15 protein-coding genes and 2 pseudogenes are annotated in these 18,564 nt (G+C 39.6%); 3 read left to right on the plus strand and 14 right to left on the minus strand.

The genetic code is table 11. The features are described from left to right. Nucleotides 1-35 precede the first annotated feature (35 nt). Nucleotides 36-515 (minus strand): annotated as a pseudogene (locus tag TDE_RS09045) (hypothetical protein); the annotation flags it as partial. 256 nt (nucleotides 516-771) lie between these two features. Here TDE_RS09045 and TDE_RS09050 point away from each other — a divergent pair. Beyond that, complete coding sequence (locus TDE_RS09050) at nucleotides 772-1,536, plus strand: Rpn family recombination-promoting nuclease/putative transposase (RefSeq protein WP_002679604.1); 765 nt, start codon at nucleotides 772-774, stop codon at nucleotides 1,534-1,536. A gap of 28 nt (nucleotides 1,537-1,564) precedes the next feature. Here the strand turns inward: TDE_RS09050 and TDE_RS09055 are convergent, their stop codons facing one another. The 4 genes from TDE_RS09055 to dxs are packed head-to-tail and all read right to left on the minus strand — an operon-like array spanning nucleotide 1,565 to nucleotide 5,676. Then, a complete protein-coding gene (locus TDE_RS09055) occupies nucleotides 1,565-1,936 on the minus strand; it encodes a holo-ACP synthase (RefSeq protein WP_002679605.1) in 372 nt (123 codons plus the stop codon). Between the two features lies 1 nt (nucleotide 1,937). After that, the gene (locus TDE_RS09060; protein ID WP_002669712.1) at nucleotides 1,938-2,897 is read right to left on the minus strand and encodes a CdaR family protein; all 960 of its coding nucleotides are present in this window, start codon (nucleotides 2,895-2,897) and stop codon (nucleotides 1,938-1,940) included. Then, nucleotides 2,887-3,711 (minus strand): diadenylate cyclase CdaA, encoded by an 825-nt coding sequence (gene cdaA / locus TDE_RS09065; RefSeq protein WP_002669723.1) that lies wholly within the window; start codon nucleotides 3,709-3,711, stop codon nucleotides 2,887-2,889. Before cdaA ends, TDE_RS09060 begins: the two co-directional genes overlap by 11 nt. A gap of 3 nt (nucleotides 3,712-3,714) precedes the next feature. After that, nucleotides 3,715-5,676: a 1-deoxy-D-xylulose-5-phosphate synthase gene (gene dxs / locus TDE_RS09070; protein ID WP_010957098.1), complete on the minus strand. Its 1,962-nt coding sequence runs from the start codon at nucleotides 5,674-5,676 to the stop codon at nucleotides 3,715-3,717. A 388-nt stretch (nucleotides 5,677-6,064) separates the two neighbouring features. On the opposite strand from dxs, the gene TDE_RS09075 reads away from it, so the two are divergent. Then, nucleotides 6,065-6,697 carry a redox-sensing transcriptional repressor Rex gene (locus TDE_RS09075; protein ID WP_002669725.1) on the plus strand — a complete coding sequence of 211 codons (633 nt, stop codon included), beginning with the start codon at nucleotides 6,065-6,067 and terminating at the stop codon, nucleotides 6,695-6,697. A gap of 1 nt (nucleotide 6,698) precedes the next feature. Continuing rightward, the gene (locus tag TDE_RS09080) at nucleotides 6,699-7,706 is read left to right on the plus strand and encodes a class I SAM-dependent methyltransferase (protein WP_002679607.1); all 1,008 of its coding nucleotides are present in this window, start codon (nucleotides 6,699-6,701) and stop codon (nucleotides 7,704-7,706) included. A gap of 21 nt (nucleotides 7,707-7,727) precedes the next feature. Here TDE_RS09080 and ruvB read toward each other — a convergent pair whose 3' ends face one another. The 9 genes and pseudogenes from ruvB to TDE_RS09125 all read right to left on the minus strand — a co-directional run bounded on the left by ruvB (nucleotide 7,728) and on the right by TDE_RS09125 (nucleotide 18,459). Then, complete coding sequence (gene ruvB / locus TDE_RS09085; protein WP_002679608.1) at nucleotides 7,728-8,759, minus strand: Holliday junction branch migration DNA helicase RuvB; 1,032 nt, start codon at nucleotides 8,757-8,759, stop codon at nucleotides 7,728-7,730. Nucleotides 8,760-8,766: 7 nt separating this feature from the next. Continuing rightward, nucleotides 8,767-9,942 (minus strand): iron-containing alcohol dehydrogenase, encoded by a 1,176-nt coding sequence (locus TDE_RS09090; RefSeq protein WP_002679610.1) that lies wholly within the window; start codon nucleotides 9,940-9,942, stop codon nucleotides 8,767-8,769. A 173-nt stretch (nucleotides 9,943-10,115) separates the two neighbouring features. Continuing rightward, entirely contained in the window at nucleotides 10,116-11,606 is a 1,491-nt protein-coding gene (glpK, locus tag TDE_RS09095; RefSeq protein WP_002669730.1) for a glycerol kinase GlpK, read from the minus strand. Then, nucleotides 11,603-14,233: a cytidylyltransferase domain-containing protein gene (locus TDE_RS09100; protein ID WP_002679616.1), complete on the minus strand. Its 2,631-nt coding sequence runs from the start codon at nucleotides 14,231-14,233 to the stop codon at nucleotides 11,603-11,605. Before TDE_RS09100 ends, glpK begins: the two co-directional genes overlap by 4 nt. After that, nucleotides 14,230-15,183 carry a hypothetical protein gene (locus TDE_RS09105; RefSeq protein WP_002679623.1) on the minus strand — a complete coding sequence of 318 codons (954 nt, stop codon included), beginning with the start codon at nucleotides 15,181-15,183 and terminating at the stop codon, nucleotides 14,230-14,232. The genes TDE_RS09100 and TDE_RS09105 overlap by 4 nt, the downstream gene beginning before the upstream one ends. Beyond that, entirely contained in the window at nucleotides 15,158-16,729 is a 1,572-nt protein-coding gene (locus tag TDE_RS09110; protein WP_002679625.1) for a spiro-SPASM protein, read from the minus strand. The genes TDE_RS09105 and TDE_RS09110 overlap by 26 nt, the downstream gene beginning before the upstream one ends. 27 nt (nucleotides 16,730-16,756) lie before the next feature. Further along, nucleotides 16,757-17,116, minus strand: a complete 360-nt coding sequence (locus tag TDE_RS09115; RefSeq protein ID WP_002679626.1) for a lipoprotein — start codon at nucleotides 17,114-17,116, stop codon at nucleotides 16,757-16,759. Nucleotides 17,117-17,157: 41 nt separating this feature from the next. After that, nucleotides 17,158-17,568, minus strand: a complete 411-nt coding sequence (locus TDE_RS09120; RefSeq protein WP_002669743.1) for a hypothetical protein — start codon at nucleotides 17,566-17,568, stop codon at nucleotides 17,158-17,160. A 183-nt stretch (nucleotides 17,569-17,751) separates the two neighbouring features. Next, a pseudogene (locus tag TDE_RS09125) lies at nucleotides 17,752-18,459 on the minus strand (Rpn family recombination-promoting nuclease/putative transposase). Between the last annotated feature and the right edge of the window lie 105 nt (nucleotides 18,460-18,564).

Below are 18,564 nucleotides of genomic sequence, written 5' to 3' on the forward strand. Positions count from 1 at the left end.
CTTATGAAAAATTGAGGCTATCCGCTACCGATTAATTAAACGCTTTCAATTTCTTCTTGGCTGAGACCTGTCATTGTACAAATTTCGGCAATCGGATAATTATGCCTACACATAAGTTTTGCCGTTTCAATGGCTTTTTGGTAAGAGCCTCTTTCTTCGCCTTCGGCGAAGGCTATTTCCCGTTCTTCGGCTCTTTGCACTGCTATATCTGCTTCATAATCATATTCAGCTAGTAACATATTTAATACCTCCCTAGTCTTACGTTTGAGATAATCTTTCAAGATATTATTTGCTATACACTCTTCAATCGCTTTTTGAAAGCCGTTTTGAGTATCTACACCCTTCCATTTTCTTACCGTATTTACAAATACGCTATACTCACACATTGTTTGACAGTGTTTCAATATCGGATGCTGATTTTGCTGATTTATGTTTATTACCTTAACGTTCAACTCAAGATGAGAATACTCATTTTGTTCTATAAAAGCGGCTGAGAGTTTAAGTGTCTTATCACTGACGGTCTACAAAAACGGAACCTTTGTATTTTCTATTTGCCGTACTCATAGCATATCCTCACCTGTTATATTATAACACATTTCCCTCATTTTTGTAATGGCAGTTGTTGATTTAACCGCAGCGAACGCAAAGACCGCAAAGATAGTTTTAAAACTGCATCGATTACAAAAATCTTTTTCTAGCCTTACTATTTTTTTCAAATATTTTCTATAAATATAATGGGGAGGGAAAATGTGAAAAAATTAGGAGAAAAAAATGCTAAAAAGATTTGAAGATTTAACATTACAAGATGACTTTATGTTCTGTAAAGTTATGCAAAATCCGGATTTATGTAAAAAACTCATCGAAATGATTCTATCAGACACGATAGGTCAAATTTCTTATATTTCGATACAGCATAATATTAACACCTACGAACAGGCTAAATCCGTAAGGTTTGACGTGCTGGTACAAACTGAAAACGGTAAATTCTATGATGTAGAAATACAGGTAAGTGACGAAAAGAATATACCTAAAAGAATGAGGTTCTACCAAGCAGCCATCGATATTTCGTTCTTGGATAAAGGAAATTCTTATAATGATTTAAACGACAGCTTTATAATTTTTATTTGTCTGTTTGATGTTATCGGTAAAAACAGACCTGTTTATACTTTTGAAAACATCTGTTTTGAAGATAAAAACATATCTTTACAAGATGGAACAAAAAAGATTATAATAAACACAGAAGCCTTTTATAACACTAAGAACAAAGAATTAAAGGAATTTTTAGAATATCTTAAAACAGGTAAGGCAAAAAATGAATTTACGAGGGAGATAGAAGCTATGATACAAACAATAAAAAAAAACGAACAAGCAAGGCAAGAATACAGGTTAATGTCTACTTTTGAAATGGACGCCAGATATAAGGGAGCTTATGACAAAAGTATAGAAACAGCTAAACTTATGAAAAAGCGAGGTTATCCAATTTCTGAGATTTTGCTGATGACAGGCCTTCCCGAAGCAGAAATTGAAAAATTATAGTTTATTTCCCCCCGCTATTTATTACACATCACCCTTCAATTATAACAACGGCGGCGGCGGTTGTTTTTTCGTGAGTTAGAGAAAGATGAATAGATGCCCCGCCCTTTTCTTTTAAGGCTTGAAGGGCGGTGCCGAAAAGTTCTAAAAAAGGCCTTCCCGTTTTATCGTTTGCAACGGCTATATCTTTTAGCTCTATCCCTGCGAGGCCGGTTCCAAGGGCCTTTCCAAAGGCTTCTTTTGCCGCAAAGCGGACGGCCAAGGAAGGGGCAGCCCCGTCTCTCTTGGAAAGCACATATTCAAGTTCTTCTTTATTAAAAAACCTTTCAAGGAGCTTTTTATCGTTCAGCCATTTTTCGAGACGGGAAACTTCAACTATATCAATACCTAGACCGAGTATCATCTTATTCGGATGTCTTTGCTTCTTTTATCTTGACTTCAAACTGAATATTTTTAGGATTCGCATCTATAAGAGAAAGCTTTCCCGGAATAACGGCTTGAACCGGCAAGCTGTACACGCCGGGCTTTGTTATATTGCTGCAGTTTACTCTCAAAACATTTTCAGGCAGAGTCCATGAAGCAATATTAGACTTAGTACCTTTTACAGTGATATTTCCCAAAACAGAATCCGTCACAACTTCAAATTTCTCGTTTAGATTTTCAAAATAAAGAGCTATTTCCTCATAAGTTTGTAAACTTACTATTTCACGTATCTTAATCGAATAGGCAATTCTGGAAGTCCCTATTACGGAAACGAGAGGATTAGAGGCAAAGACCTCTACATAGCCTGAAAATCCGGTTTTGCGGTTATCTATTTGTACACTGTTTGTCAGCATTTCTTCAATTTGTGAAACGACAGAGTGAGGGCCCTTTATTTCTACTGTGGCAGGGTCCACATCTCTTTCATAAACTTCATAATTTTCCGCCGGAACGCCCCCCAGATTTAAGCGGACATTAACCCTCTTAGATAAACTCTCCTCAAGTGTCAATGTTATATCGGAAGGTTCAACTTCAACTTCAAAATCACTGATGTTTGAAGCCAAGCCCTTTAGTTTAGCCTGTATGGGAATACGGTACTCTCCGGGACTGCTGATTGCAGACAAATCCATATAGGCCGTTATATGCTCTTCCATGATCGGGGCTATTACGGTTGAATCTCCCCAAACCGAAACTTTAACCAGCCTCGGAATATTCACAGCCGGAACCAGATCTCCCGAATTTTCTATAACAAGAGGAGCATAAAAATACTTCTTCTCTAAAAGACTGCCCTTATATAACTGTACCAAAACTATGGCAAGAGCAAAACTTATAACCTTTGCAAGCCAGTTTTCCGCTAAACGGTCAAAAATTTTTCTAATTTTCATCTTGTAAGGCCTCCGCTAAATCCAAAGATTCTTCTTGAGCAAAATATTTTTTTATTTCCAAAAGCTGCTCAAGCTGGGCTACAACTTCATCCGCACTTAAGTCGTAATAAAGATGGGAATCATAGGCAAGGCTCAAGGCTCCCGTTTCTTCGGATACGACAAGAACGACTGCATCCGTTTCTTCGGAAACACCTATTGCCGCCCTGTGACGGGTTCCAAAGCTCTTTCTTATATCCTGTTGTTCCGAAAGAGGAAGAAAACAGCCTGCAGAAACTATCATTCCGTTTTGAACAATGGCAGCTCCGTCATGAAGAGGGGTATCATGCCCGAAAATCGTAACCAATAGGCTGGATGAAAGCCCTGCATTAAGCTTTGTTCCCGTATCGATAATATCCTTTAAATTATTCCGGCGCATAAAAACTACCAGCATTCCCCGCCTTTTATCGGATAAGATTTCGGCAGCAGTAACAACCGAGTCGATATGGCTGTGGTTTGAGTGCTTTCCGGTTCTAAGCCAGTTGCTCTGTCCTATCTTTAAAAATATTTTACGAAGTTCGGGCTGAAATACGATGGCTACACCTATAACAAGTCCCGGTCCCAAGGTATTTAAAAGCCATAAAAGAGTTTTAAGATTAAAAATCATGGCAACAGCATAAATGACCAATATAGACATTGCACCCTTTATAAGCTGAATTGCCTGAGTTTTTAATAAAATTTGATAAGCCTTATACATCAAAAAAGCGAGTAAAAGCACATCAAAAACAGGCCTTAGATATGAAGAATAAAAAGCCGTAATGTTTCTAATAAATTCCATATCCTAATTCTCCTTTACCGGAATAGCGGTAGAAGCCGAAACGGTATGAGTTTCGGTAAAAAGCAGCTCTGCTGCTTGTACTATGTGTTCGGCCGATACGCCTGCACCCTTAAAAATTTCGGAGCGGGTACCATGGGGGAAGAACATATCTTCAAAAGCCAATACCGCAGTTTTTTTATTTTGCAGCCCGGTCTTGTTACTTTGAGACCCGGTCTTGTTGCTTTCGTACCTTAAAATAAGGGATTCCAAATATGAGCTTAGACTGCCTATCTTCATACCGTCTTCTACAAAAAGAATGTATGAGTAGTCTTTTGTAATATTTAAAAAGTAGTTTTCGTCTATGGGCTTTGCAAATCTCACATTATAAATATCGGTGGATAAGCCTCGATGAGCAAGAATTGCAGAAGCCTCTTTAACTTCATTGTACATCCCTCCGGTACAGGTTATTAAAATGCGGCTCTTATCGGAATTCTTTATAAGTACACCGCGTCCTTTTTCTATGCTTTGAGAAAACTCGGGGATTTCTTTCGGACAGTCGGCCTTAGGATACCTTATTGCTATGGGATTATCCTGCATAAGAGCCCAAGAAAGCATCAGCTCCAACTCTTTTTCGGATGCAGGACAAAGAATTGTCATATTGGGAACAGGGCGCAGTAAGGCTATGTCAAAAAGGCCCTGATGGGTTTCTCCATCTGCCGGAACGGGACCTGCACGGTCTATAGCAAAAATCACGGGCAAATTTTGTATTGAAGTGTCGTGTATAATCTGGTCGATTGAGCGTTGTAAAAAGGTACTGTAAATTGCCGTAACAGGCTTCATTCCTGCTGAGGCGAGTCCTGCTGCAAAGGTAACGGCATGGCCTTCGGCAATACCTGCGTCAAAAAATCTTTCAGGAAATTTGCTATGAAATAGAGAAAGGCCTGTCCCCGATTCCATTGCTGCCGTTATAGCTGCAATTTTCGAATTTTTTTCGGCGGCTTTTACCAAAGCCTTTCCAAAGGCTTGCGTAAAGGTAATCGCATCATTTTTTTCTACCTTTCCATCGGCAATGTTAAAGGGCCCGATCCCATGAAAGGCCGCAGGATTTATTTCCGCCAAAGGATAGCCCTTACCCTTGATGGTTTCTACAAGCATTACAACGGGGCTGTTTAATTTTTTTACGTTTTTTAAAACCTTTTCAAGTTCTCTCATATTGTGGCCGTTTATGGGGCCGACATATTCAAAACCGAAATCAACAAAGATATTATTCTTGTAGAATATCCCCTTCATTCCTCTTTTTAAACGCCAAATTATGGAATTAAGTTTGTTTCCTACAAGGGGTATTGAGCCCACAGCCTTGTCAAAGAGGTACTTAAAACGCTGGTAGCCTTCATGAACCGTAAGGCGGCTCAAGTACTCGGAAAAAGCCCCCGTATTTTTGCTTATGGACATTTTATTGTCGTTTATTATAACTATTAAATCTTTTTTTAATTCTCCGGCATTTGAAAGAGCTTCAAAGGCCATTCCGCCGGTCATAGCACCGTCACCTATAACGGCTATAACCTTTCCGGAATCCTTGTTTAATCTTTTTCCTTCAAGAATACCCAGAGCTGCAGAAATTGAAGTTGAAGCATGGCCGGTATTAAAGGCATCGTGAACACTTTCTTCTCTTTTTGGAAAACCTGAAAGGCCTTCCCAAAGGCGTAAGGTAGAAAAGCGGGATTGCCTGCCTGTTATCATTTTATGCGTATATGACTGATGACCTACATCCCAGACAACCGCATCATGGGGACTTGAAAAAACCCTGTGAATCGCAAGCGTAAGCTCTATTACACCCAAATTGCTTGCAAGGTGGCCGCCGTTATGGCCTACTACAGTGAGAATTTCTTTTCGTATTTCTACAGCGAGGTCTTTAAGTTCATTATAGGAAAGGAGCTTTATATCCTCGGGGCCTTTTATTTTACTTAATAAGCTGTTTTTTGTCATTATATTCCGCTCAAATCTAAAAAAAAGGGGCTTCAAAGCTGAGCCCCCCTTCCGTTTAACCGAAAGCTATAGATATTTGAACAATTAGGGGTATACCCTCCTAATTTATTTCTTGTTCTTATGTCGATTCTTTCTAAGCTTCTTCTTTCGTTTATGCGTCGACATCTTCTTTCGTTTTCGTTTTTTTCCGCAAGGCATTCCGGCTCTCCTTAAATAAAATAGTATAAAATCAATAATATTACAAAATAGAGAGCTTGTCAAGGACTAATGCACAATTTTTTACCGGATAATTTAAAATCATCTGCGTCTTCCTGTAAGCTTCCTTGACATTACAAGTATTTGAATGTAATATTGATAGTATAAATACTTTTATTTTAAGAAGGATACTATGGCAAAACAAAAAGTACCGGCGGCCCCATCTGTACGGAGGCTGCCTTCTTATCTTCACCTTGTAAAAAAAGCAGAGGCCGATAAGTTGGAATACATATCGGGAACGGTCATTGCCGAAGAGTTGGAACTTGAACCCATTCAGGTTAGAAAGGACCTGACAATTACGGGAATTGTAGGTAAGCCCAAAAAAGGCTATCCCGTCAAATTACTGATAACGGCCATCGAAAAATTTTTAGGCTGGAATAAAGAAAAAAAGGCCTTTGTAATAGGGGCAGGAAGTTTAGGTACAGCTCTTTCAGGCTACCAAGGTTTTAAAGAACATGGGCTGGACATTTGTGCCGCCTTTGATTCAGACAAAAGAAAAATTGGAAAAGAAATTCATGAACTTCCTGTGTTTGGAATGGATGAATTGGAAACAAAAGTTAAAGAATATAAGCCCGAAATCGCTATTTTGACGGTTCCTTCAAAATATGCTCAAGAGGCCGCAAACGCCATTGTAAAAGCCGGAATCAAGGCAATTTGGAATTTTACAAATATCAAAATCACCGTGCCCGATAAGGTTATAGTCCAAAAAGAAGATTTAAGCTCAGGTTATGCAATGCTCGGCGTTATGATGAATACCAAAAAATAAGATGCAAAAAAATCAATATCAGGCGGAGCTTTTTAAAAACCGCCTTCAAAAAAGATTTAAACATTTGTTAAAGTGGGCAAAACGGGAGGGCGTTTTTGCTTACAGGCTCTATGACAAGGATATACCTGAAATTCCTCTTGCAGTCGACATCTACTTTGCCGAAACAGAAGAAACGGAAAAAAGAGCCTTTTTGCTTATCTATCTTTACAAAAGACCTTACGAAAAATCCCAGGAAGAAGAAAGGGAATGGCTTTTAGTAATTGAAGAAGCTGCATCTTCAAGTCTCTTAATACCTAAAGAAAGAATCTTTATAAAATTGCGGGAAAAGCAAAAAGGGAAAAGCCAATACGAAAAGGCAGGCTCAAGTAAAAATCTTATAAGAGTAAAGGAAGGAGAATGTTTTTTCTATGTAAATGTCGAAGACTATCTTGATTCAGGTCTCTTTTTGGATCACCGCCCTGCCCGTTCCATGGTTTTTAAAGAAGCAAAAAATAAAAAAGTTTTAAACCTATTTTCATACACGGGAAGTTTTTCGGTTCATGCGGCAAAGGGCGGAGCCGCTTCCGTTGATTCGGTAGACCTTTCAAATACCTATCTAAATTGGGCAAAAGAAAATTTAAAATTAAATAAGCTCTTCGATGAAGAAAAAACCCAGCTTATAAAAAGCGATGTAATCGTTTTTTTAAAAAAAGCAATCGAAGAACAAAAAAAATGGGATTTAATTATCTGCGATCCTCCTACCTTTTCAAATTCAAAAAGTGCGGATATTTTTGATGTAAACAGAGATTGGCTAAAACTCTGCCTCCTCTGCCTAAAAGTGCTGTCAAAAAACGGAAAGCTTTATTTTTCTACCAATTCCCAAAAGATAAAATTCGATGAGGCAGAGCTTATTAATTTTTCCGAACAAAAGATAAGGGTAAAAGACATAACAAAGGCCTCAATCCCCGAAGACTTTAGAAATCAAAAAATACATAAGATGTGGATGATTGAGGCGGGTTATCTCCCCTAATCAAAAAGGCAGGGCTCTCCCTTAATCAAAGAGCCCCTCTTGCCCATCGCCAAGTTTAGGCGGATTTAGGCCGAGGTGTTCGTATGCTTTAAGCGTAACCATTCGGCCGCGGGGAGTGCGCTGAAGGAGGCCCGACTGGATAAGGTAGGGTTCGTAATAATCCTCTAAGGTATCCTGAGACTCTCCTATAGAAATTGCAAGGGTTTCGGCGCCGACGGGGCCGCCCGAGTAATTTTCGATAATGGAGCGGAGTATCTGCCTGTCATAGGTTTCAAGGCCGAGGCCGTCGATGTTTAGCTGCTTTAGGCCTGCAGCAACCGTCATCTCGTCAATCGAGCTTTTGCCTGCAACTTGGGCAAAGTCCCTCATACGCCGCAATAAGCGGTTTGCTACCCTTGGGGTTCCGCGGGAACAGCGGGCTAAGGCAATGGCAGCCTTCTTTTCTATTTCGATTTCGAGGATTGAAGCGGAGCGGCTTATAATTGAGGCAAGCTCCTCATGGCTGTAAAATTCAAAACGCTGCACAATACCGAAGCGGCTTATAAGGGGGCTTGAAACCATGCCTGCCCTCGTGGTCGCTCCGACAAGGGTAAAAGGCGGAATCGGAATACGCACGGTTCTGGCTCCCGGCCCCTGCCCTATTATCCAGTCAAGTTCGTAGTCTTCCATTGCGATATAAAGCATCTCTTCGATGGCCGGCTTTAAACGGTGAATCTCGTCTATAAAGAATACGGAGCGTTCCGTCAAGGTAGTAAGAATACCTGCCAAATCCTTGGGCTTATCGAGGGCGGGAGCCCCCGTAACCTTAAAATCGACACCGAGTTCGTTGGCCGTAATCTGGGCAAGGGTTGTTTTTCCCAATCCCGGCGGACCTATCAAAAAAAGATGATCTAAGCTTTCTCCCCTTTCGCGGGCAGCCTTTATAAAAACGGAAAGATTTTCTTTTGCCTTTGTCTGCCCCTGAAAGTCTACAAGAGAGCGGGGACGAAGATCTCTGTCCTTTTCGTCCCCGGCCTGCTCTTCGGGACGCACTACCTCAAAATCATCGCTCATAGTTTACTTAAAGAGCAGCCTTATATATTGCATAAACATCATCGGCTCGAAGTTCTTGAAAGCCGTAGATAACTCCGTTTTTACCTCTGTGAGCAACAGCGGCTTCAGCCATTTCTTTTAAATGCTCCTCGCCTATTCCCGCTTCCTTCAGGGTCATCGGAATGCCAAGAGATTTAAAAAAGTCCGAAGTACACTCGATTGCCTTTTCGGCAGTTTTATAAACTTCTTCTCCTTTTGGAAGGCCCCAAACATTTACACCGTAATCTGCAATCTTTTTAACGGTTTTATCGTTTAAGCAATGCCTCAGCCAATGAGGAGTTAAAATAGCAAGCCCCACTCCGTGAGTGATGTCATAAAAAGCACTCAGCTCATGCTCCATAGGATGAACAGACCAAGCCGTTTTTTTACCGTCGCTTAAAAGGCCGTTTATAGCCCATGTACCTGCCCACATAAGGTTGGAGCGGGCTTCGTAGCTTTCGGGATTTTTAATAGCCAAGGGTCCGTATTCGATACAGGTTTTTAAGATACTTTCTGCAAACCTGTCTTGAAGATAGGCCCCGTCATTTAGGCTAAAATAGCATTCGAAGGTGTGGCTCATAATATCGGCCGTACCTGCGGCTGTCTGATTTTTAGGAACGGAATAGGTGTATTCGGGATCAAGAACCGAAAATTTCGGAAGAAGGGGCGGAGCTCCGAAGCCCAGCTTTTCCTTCGTTTTAAGGTTTGAAATAACGGCTCCGCAGTTCATCTCGGAACCGGTAGCAGAAAGAGTCAGTACCGTTCCTATCGGAAGTACATTTTTAATTTCGGCCTTGCCCGTAATCAAATCCCATGCGCTTCCTGCATAATTTACACCGGCAGAAACAGCCTTCGAGCAATCGATGGTGCTTCCCCCTCCGACGGGTAGAATAAAATCCAGCTTGTGTTCACGGACTATCTTTATTCCCTCTTCAACTTCTTCAATGCGGGGATTGGGCGAAATACCGGAAAGTTCCTTATAAAAGATTCCGGCTTGATCCAGTTTTTTAATGATTGTATCATAAAGCCCCATTCTTTTAATACTTCCACCGCCGTAACATAGGAGAACTCTTTTTCCGTATTTGAGAATCTCAGGTACGAGGTTCTCAATACTGCCCTTACCGAATAAAATTTTAACCGGCACTTCAAATTCAAAATTATACATAACCTACCTCTCTAAAAACTTTTTGCAGGAAACATTAGTTTCCGAAAAAAGTTTTTTCAAGCGGTTTGTTTACAAACCGCATACGATAAACGATGTTTGCCGTTTACGGCAAACTCGAAGATAAACAGTGAGGCTGAATTCCTGCCGAGCTGTTTATCGTACCTCCTAAAATTTTAGGCCCATTTCATTGAGCGTTCTACAGCCTTTTTCCATCCGGCATAGAGAGTCTTTCTTTTTTCTTCTTCCATGTCCGGCCTAAATTCCCTTTCGATATCCTGAATCCGTTTTATTTCGCCCTGCTCTTTCCAAAAGCCAACGGCAAGGCCTGCAAGATAGGCAGCCCCCAAGGCCGTCGTTTCTTTTTCGTAGGGGCGTAAAACGGGCACATTTAAAATATCCGACTGAAACTGCATTAAAAAATTATTGGCACAAGCTCCGCCGTCTACTTTAAGCGATTTTAAGTTTATCTTGGAATCCTTTTCCATAGCATAAAGGACATCCTTTGTTTGATAGGCGATGGCTTCCAAGACCGCACGTACAATATGCTCTCTTTTCGCTCCCCTTGTCAAGCCCAAAAGAGCACCGCGGGCATACATATCCCAGTAGGGAGCACCCAGACCTGAAAAGGCCGGAACAAAATAAACTCCGTTTGTGTCGTTTACAAGCCCTGCATAGTATTCCGTTTCGTGGGCAGTATAGATAAGTTTTAACTCATCTCTCAGCCATTGAACTGCAGCACCCGCTATAAAACTACTTCCCTCCAAGGCATATTTTACACTATTATCTATACCGAAGGCAATAGTCGTAAGAAGCCCGTTTTCTGATTCTATTATCTTATCTCCGGTATTCATTAACATAAAGCAGCCGGTTCCATAAGTGTTTTTTGCAGAGCCTTCTTCAAAACAGGCTTGCCCGAAGAGGGCTGCCTGCTGATCGCCTGCAGCCCCCGCAATCGGAATCTTAGATCCTCCGAATGTATGCTCTTCGGTATAACCGTAAACATAACTTGAAGGCTTGACTTCGGGCAGCATAGATTCGGGGATATCCATAGCCTTTAAAAGCTCCTTATCCCATTGCAGGGTGTGAATATTAAAAAGCAAGGTGCGGGATGCGTTTGTATAATCGGTTACATGCACCTTACCTCTGGTCAAATTCCAGATAAGCCAAGTGTCGATGTTTCCGAAAAGAAGCTCGCCTTTTTCGGCCAGAGTTCTTGCTTCGGGAACATTATCCAAAATCCACTTTATCTTGGTTCCCGAAAAATAAGCGTCTATTATCAAGCCGGTTTTTTTTCTGATAGAATCGGATAGGCCTTTTTCTTTAAGAGCATCGCAGATATCGGCGGTTCTGCGGCACTGCCAAACTATAGCATTACAAACGGGACGGCCGGTATTTTTGTTCCAAACAACGGTTGTTTCACGCTGATTGGTAATTCCGATTGCAGCAATCTCTTGGGTGGAAACTCCGCTTCTTTCCAAAACTTCGCGGGCTACACCGCTTTGCTTTCCCCATATTTCCATGGCATCATGCTCGACCCAGCCCTGCTTAGGAAAAATTTGAGAAAACTCCTGCTGGGCAGTTTCAATTTTTTTTCCGTCTTTATCGAACAAGATTGCCCTGCAGCTCGTAGTTCCCTGATCAAAGGCTAAAACATATTTTTTCATTTTATATCCTCCAGTCTTCCCTGCTTCATTGCATAAACTTCCATACTGTCTCCGAGTTTAAAAAGTTTGCTTATAGCCATGCCTATGGCCATAACTATGTTCCAAAGTATTCCGTTCTTTTTAAGATTTTTACACCACTTAAATCTTTCAGGATGATGACCTATCGAAACAACCTTTAAAACTTTAAAGCCGTACATACTGAGCTGAGACCTTACAGTTCTTGAATCCCATATGGAATAATGGTCGGTAGGACTTTCTGCAAAAAATTTATAAGGCGAAAAAGTTCCCGTAACGCCGGAAAAGTTCGGAGTTGAAAAAGCAAAAATACCGCCCGGCATCAAAAGATCGTTTACTTTTTTTAAAACCGAATCCAAGTCCCTAAAATGCTCGATAACAAACCACATAGAAAGGGCCGCAAAACCTCCGTCTTCAATAGGTCTTGAAACCGATTCAAACCCGTTTCCCGTCATTCGTTTTTGGTAAATATACTCATAGGATTTCGGGAGAACCGGAAAAGCCGAAACAAAGGCCGGCAGTTTTAACTCGTCCGTTACATATTTTACGGCGGCTTCCGAAATATCGGTTCCGACGGCATACCAACCCGAATACTTTGCAGCAAGAACAAAGGGGCCGTAAGCACAGCCTATATCCAATATTTTCTTTTCACCGTCAAAAATACTGTATTCCCTTTTTCGATAAAAAATATCTATATAAAGTTTATCGATAATTTCCATTCGGCGCATACCCTGCTTTCTTATAGACTCAAAATCCTCTAAGTAGGTTTTACCGTATTGGGCCTTATACTCATCAAAAAAATAAGTTTTGGTATATTGTTTTGGAGGACTTATTATAAAAGAAATATGATACATTCCGCACTTTAAACAATGTGCCATAGTCCTATCGGGAGTTCTGGCCGTAACTTCGGAGGTACCGGCTTCCCCGCAAATAGGACAGAGATACCGTGAACCGAAAGACAAATTTTTTATCAAGGAATATAAATCCTTGGATTCAGAATAAGGTGTAATAATTTTAGGTATCTTAATTCCATGAGAAAAGACATTAGCAAAGTCGGTACTGGAAGGTATCCCGGCAGGAAGAGATGTAAAGCCGGCGGCTAAACCTAACTTATAATGATAGTCGGTAGGAGAAACCAAAAGCACATAACAGCCTGCAGCCAAGGCTTCAAAGGCAATGAACCCATAATGAGTTACAACCAAATCCCATTCATAAAGTCTCTCTTTTAAGTTATCAATTCTTGAAAAAGCTTTAACCTTTCCTTCAAGCCGTTTTATATCTTCAAAACCTAAATTTATATCTATTGCAGAAACATCGAATTTTAAGGAGGCTAGAATTTGTGCAATTGGAAGGGTCATCCTATAAGAATTTTCCCCTCCGCAAACTACAAGAACCTTTGTTTGTTTAGGAGTTAAGTGTATCTTTTTATTTTTTGCCAATCTCTGAGTTGAAAGGAGCTTTCGCCTATTTACCGGAAGGGATATCAACTCAGGCGAAAAAAGATTAGAAAGCCATTCAGAGCCGGAATCATCGTCAGACGAGCTTACATTTTTAAGTGAAGGTAATATATCCAAAATAAAATCGGCAAATCTTCGGCCGGAGCCGCCATCGTCAATTGCGATAACATGCCCCCTATTTTTAAAAAAAGCCATCTCATCTTCAGATGTTCTAAATCTGTCCAATACGATTAGTGCCGCTTTTTTTGGAAACTCATTTACGACTATTTCGGAAGGAATGGAATTTAAAAGAGATTTTGAAAAATTAGGATAATCCGACTCGGATATATAAATCAAACATCTTAACTTTCCCAAAAGAGATCGCGCTAAATCGCAAACCCTGTGCAAGTGTCCGCTTCCCCGCCCCGGAGTAACCGAGGGACAGAATACAACCAATCTGTCGGCATAACTTACAGCCTCAACTATGTCGGCAGGCGTAAACGGAACCGCCTTTTTATTTGAAATTAAGTGCTTATAAATTTCTTTTGCTTTTTCATAGTCTTCGGCGGTATCAACGGTAGTCCGCAGTTCGGGATAATACCACACAGGCGGAGCTGTCTCTCTGACACACCTATATTTATCGGAATGTCCGTAAATTGCAGGAGACACATGCTCATGAGCATATTCGTCATCGGTTTCGGAAGCGGCTTTTAAAAGAGAATCGGCCTTGATAATTTCTATTCCCGATCCGTGAGGAAGACCTGTGTAAGTAAAATAATCGGGCTCTCCCAATTCAAAATAACGGCGGATTGAAGCTTCGGCAGCTTGTACAAAAAGAAACGGATTATCGGCTGTAACCCTGATAACGGCCTTTAAAGGTCTATTCGGAAAATTGGAATTTATAAACTCAACGGCATCACAAAAACGCCTTAAAACATCTTCTTCGGAACCGTCAATACAAAGATAGCCTAAGGATTCGGCTATGGGCTGAAATTCTTTTTTTGAATTGGTATCACAGGCCAAAATAAAATGTTCGGCAGGTAATTCTCTAACCGAATCCAAAACCCTGTATAATATAGGCATGCCGCCCAAGTCCAACAAAGCCTTTCTAACCAAACGCTTGGAACTTAATCGAGCTTGAACAATTACAGCCGTTCCTTCGTATAAACCAATCATATGCTGGGCTCCCATTTACAAATTAAGTCTTGAGGTGATTTTACAAAACGGTATTTATTTATATGCACCCAGTCTTGTACAGCCTTAAAATATTTATAGGCCTTAAAAGGATTTAAGCCTGACCTTATCGCATAAGAAAAAAACAAATACCAAGGCAGGCCCCCTCCTTTTTTACCTACAATAGGCGCTAAATTTTTTAAGTAAAATTTTATATAAGAATCATCTGCGGAAATATCTTCAAGGGGACAAGCTCCGGCATATTTCATTTTATATAAATTTGAAATAAGAATTTCCATACCCCATAGATGGGCTCTAAATCCGAAATCCAAATTTTGCCAATAAGGATTTTCTATAGTATAATCAAAGCCACCCATCTCGATAAATTTTTCCCGATTATAAATACCTGCAAAATCATACATATAAATAGTATGAGTTAAATCTTTTCTGCACAAAAATTGTTCCGTCGAAAAATCTCTGCGAGTAAGAGAAGGAACAATCTGAACGGGAATAAGGGTATTTTTTTCATCGATTAAAACCGGAGCAACACAGATTACATCCGATTGGGTAAGGGTATCTATCACGGTTTCAGGAAAGGCCGAAGATGACAAAGCCATATCGTTCCACAGAACCATAACATAATCCGAAGATACTTCCGAAATACCCAAGTTAATCATCTCCCCTGCAGTAACCTTTTCAAGCGGAAGTAAAAATTTTACTTCAGGGAATTGAGAAGACAAAGCCTCTACCTCAAAGCCCCGCTTTGAGCTATCCACAAAAACTATTGAGTTAAAACCCAAATCTATCAGGTTTTGAAAAAGAGAAGAAAGATAATATCTGGCACCTCGGTTCAATACCAAAACGGAAATAGGGGCTTTAAAATCGCCGGAGCTTTTTCCTAAAACCGTATAAGGGATTTTCCGTTCATTAAAAATTGTAGGTATAGTATTCATCGCAGGCTCCGCACAAATCTCCGTATTTGCATTCCAAATGCTTCTTATATGCCTCGAATGCTTTTTTACGGATTGAGTCTAAGCTGTCCGAAAAAGCATTTCCTAAAATATTATTTCTTTTAACATCTTCTTTGCAAAGAGGCACCGAGCCGTCAGCCAAAATATACATATCCCTTTTTAAATGCCAGCATGGATGTCTATTAAAAGGCGATAAGTCTGCAACTCTTTTATCTTCAAGCAATTTACAAAAGGTATCGTATTTTTGAATAATTACATTAACACCCAAATTTTTCCAAAAACGGTAAAAGGGCTCAACCTCTATCTCGTTTTCTTTTATGCGCATAATTTGAGCCCATACGGCATCGGGAAAAACTTTTTTTAAACTGTCGGTAAAAGTAAGAGCTTGTTTTAATTTAATGTTTGCCTCATCTTCGGAAAGACCGTGCACCTTAGCATACATTCCTGAACTGACCGCATCAATACATACAATCCAATAAACCGGAAGCATCTTGTTTTTTCTTTCGGGAGCTGACGCAATAACTTTTTCAACTCGTTCTATAAATGATGAAGGCCAATATAAACCGCAAGTTTCAATCAAAACGGATAACTTCGGAAACGACAAAATTTTTTCGATTACCGAAAGGCAATCCTGATACATTGAAGGCTCACCAAAAACCGAAAGAGAAATTACGGCATCATCCGAATATTCCGCAATTTTTTCGATAAGAGAAAAAAGAGCAGCCTTATCCATTTCTTTTTTTTCTGTAAGTCCTAAAACCTCATTAGGCTTATATATCGACTTTAAAGGATAGGAAGAATTTATCTCGATACCGTAATATGCAGGAAGAGTAAAAAGTTCTGCCTTTTTTTCTTCAATCAATTCTGCATAATTTTCAGCATTTATGCCTGTAAAGCGGCTGCATAAAAGAGCATTCCGTTTTGAGTCGGCTGCAAAGCGGAGCCTTAGATGCCTTAAATCGAAGGGGGCTATCATAGTTTCGATATCATAGCTGTTTATTTCTTTTTTTATCGTATCGAAAATAAAAGAACGCTCAAAAGAAGTTTCGTTTTCTGAAAGCTTTGCAAGAATAGGACAAAGACCTGAGGTAAGAATTTCAGGGATAAGGCCCTCAGGGTATCCGTCGGCAAAACTGTATTCTGCTCTGTATTCCAAATGCTGCTTAAAAAGTTTTTCCGTTGCATTTAAATCGATAAAAGGCTCATCCCCATGCAAAAAGAAAACATTTTCAAAGCCGGAAGATTCCGCTTCGGCTTCTTTTGCAGCTTCTTCAAATACGGCTTGAGGACTTATTTTTTCCAAAACCTTAACCTTCCACTCTATTTTCAGCTCGTCAGATTTTATATTTTTTAATATGGAAACGATAGGGGCTTCACATGAAGCAGAGGTTAAAATAACAACCTTTTTACAATCGGGAAATGCGGCAGCCGCACGGAAAGAGGCTTCAAATGGGATTATACCGTTTTCGAGTTTTTTAAACGAATATTCCGAAATATCATAGGCGGATAAAACAGCAAAAGACTTCATAGCTCCTATATCGGCAAAAAATGGCCATTATTTTAATTTTTTAGCTGCAGTCAATACTTTTTCTTTAGAAGAATAAAGCTGAACACTTGATCTTTGAATCCAGCCTTTTCCTAGGTTTACCCAAAGAACCTGTTCTCCATCTTCTTTTACGATCTCAAGTCCTTCAACGGGAAAGACATCAAATTTTCTGGCATGCGAGACGGTTATGCCGTCATCTCCCGGCTTATCTAAAAGAGAAACATAGGTTTCGATTATTAAGGCAAAGCGGTTCGCATCGTTCATAGCCGAATCCGACGGCAAATCCAATGTTTGTAAAGGATCTTCTTTTGAACAAGCCAAAAGACTTAAAGAAATAAGAAATAAGAAAAAAAGAGCAAACCGCTTCATAAATTAAAACTCTATTACCTGTAAATCCAAATACGGCAATATTAAAGAAAGATAGCCTTTGAAAATAATAGGTGTAAGACGGAAGAAGCCAAACATACATAACCGATTATTTCGTCATAATTTTTTACTAAGCCGAAAAAATCCGGTAAGGTAATATTTGAATTAGACTCCAAATATCGCCCTAAAAATACTATCGAACCTGCAAGTCCTGCAACTACGGGTAAAAAATCTCCCAATATTACTATATTGGTTCCGACAGGACTCAGCATTTTTGAAATTGCCGTAAAACCGGAAAATATTGTAAGCAACAGCAAAAAAGTTGAATCCCTTAAAACGGGATATCTATTTTCACGGTCAGCAGGCTCATCACCTCTAACAGTCTTGTCAAAAAATACAAGAATAAGCCCCATAATCAAATTTGTTGTGATTGAAAGAAAATAAAAAGGTAACATTTTGTCCTCCGGTACATTGTTGAATCCTGCAATAACTGCATTAGATTAAGTTTAAGTCATTTTATATAAAAAATCAAGGGGTAAGAAGCCCTTGACTTTGACACGGTAATCAAATTTGTAATTTATAGAAGCATAAACCAATTTCATTAGATATACGGAGATTTACTTTTTAAATATAGAAAATTACAGCTTTTCAATTTCGGATTCAGGTAGGCCTGTCATTAATAAAATTTCAGAAATTGGGTAGCCTCGCTGTTTCATAAGTTTAGCCGTTTCTCTTTTTACTCTGTACTCCGCTTTGTCTTTAATATCCATTTCAAAAGTAGATAATAATCTGTATTCTTGCCTTGCCTGTTCATTATTTTTTACTGTTTGTATCATTTTTTCAATCTCCATTGTAAATTCATTATTCGGCTTACCTGTTTTAAGGTATTCTAAAAATTCTTTTAATTCTTTCTCCTCAGTGTTATTAAAGCCCTCTGCATTTATTATAACCTTTCGTGTGCCGTCTTGTAAAGGGGTGTTTTTGTCCTCTATACAAAGATTTTCAAAGGTATAAACAGGCCTATTTTTGCCTATGGCATCAAAGGTACAGATAAAAATTATAAAGCTGTCGTTTAAGCTATTATAGGAATTGCCTTTGTCCAAAAAAGAAATATCTATGGCAGCTTGGTAAAACCGCATACGTTTAGGGATATTGAGTTCATTGCTTACCTGCATTTCTACATCGTATAATTTACCGTTTTCTGCCTGCACTAAAACATCAAATCTTACAGACTTAGCCTATTCGTAAGTGTTAATATTATGCTGTATTGAGATATAAGCAATTTTACCTATTGTATCTGATAATATCATTTCAATAAGTTTTTTGCATAGCCTCGGATTTTGCATACCGCTATGGATGGCGGTGGTTCCTGCTTCGAGAGTTTTGCACAGCAAAACTCTTAGATTAAAAATGTACAAGGAGGTACATTTTTAATCAATCGTCTTGTAAAT

The organism is Treponema denticola ATCC 35405 (assembly GCF_000008185.1).
Classification (GTDB): domain Bacteria; phylum Spirochaetota; class Spirochaetia; order Treponematales; family Treponemataceae; genus Treponema_B; species Treponema_B denticola.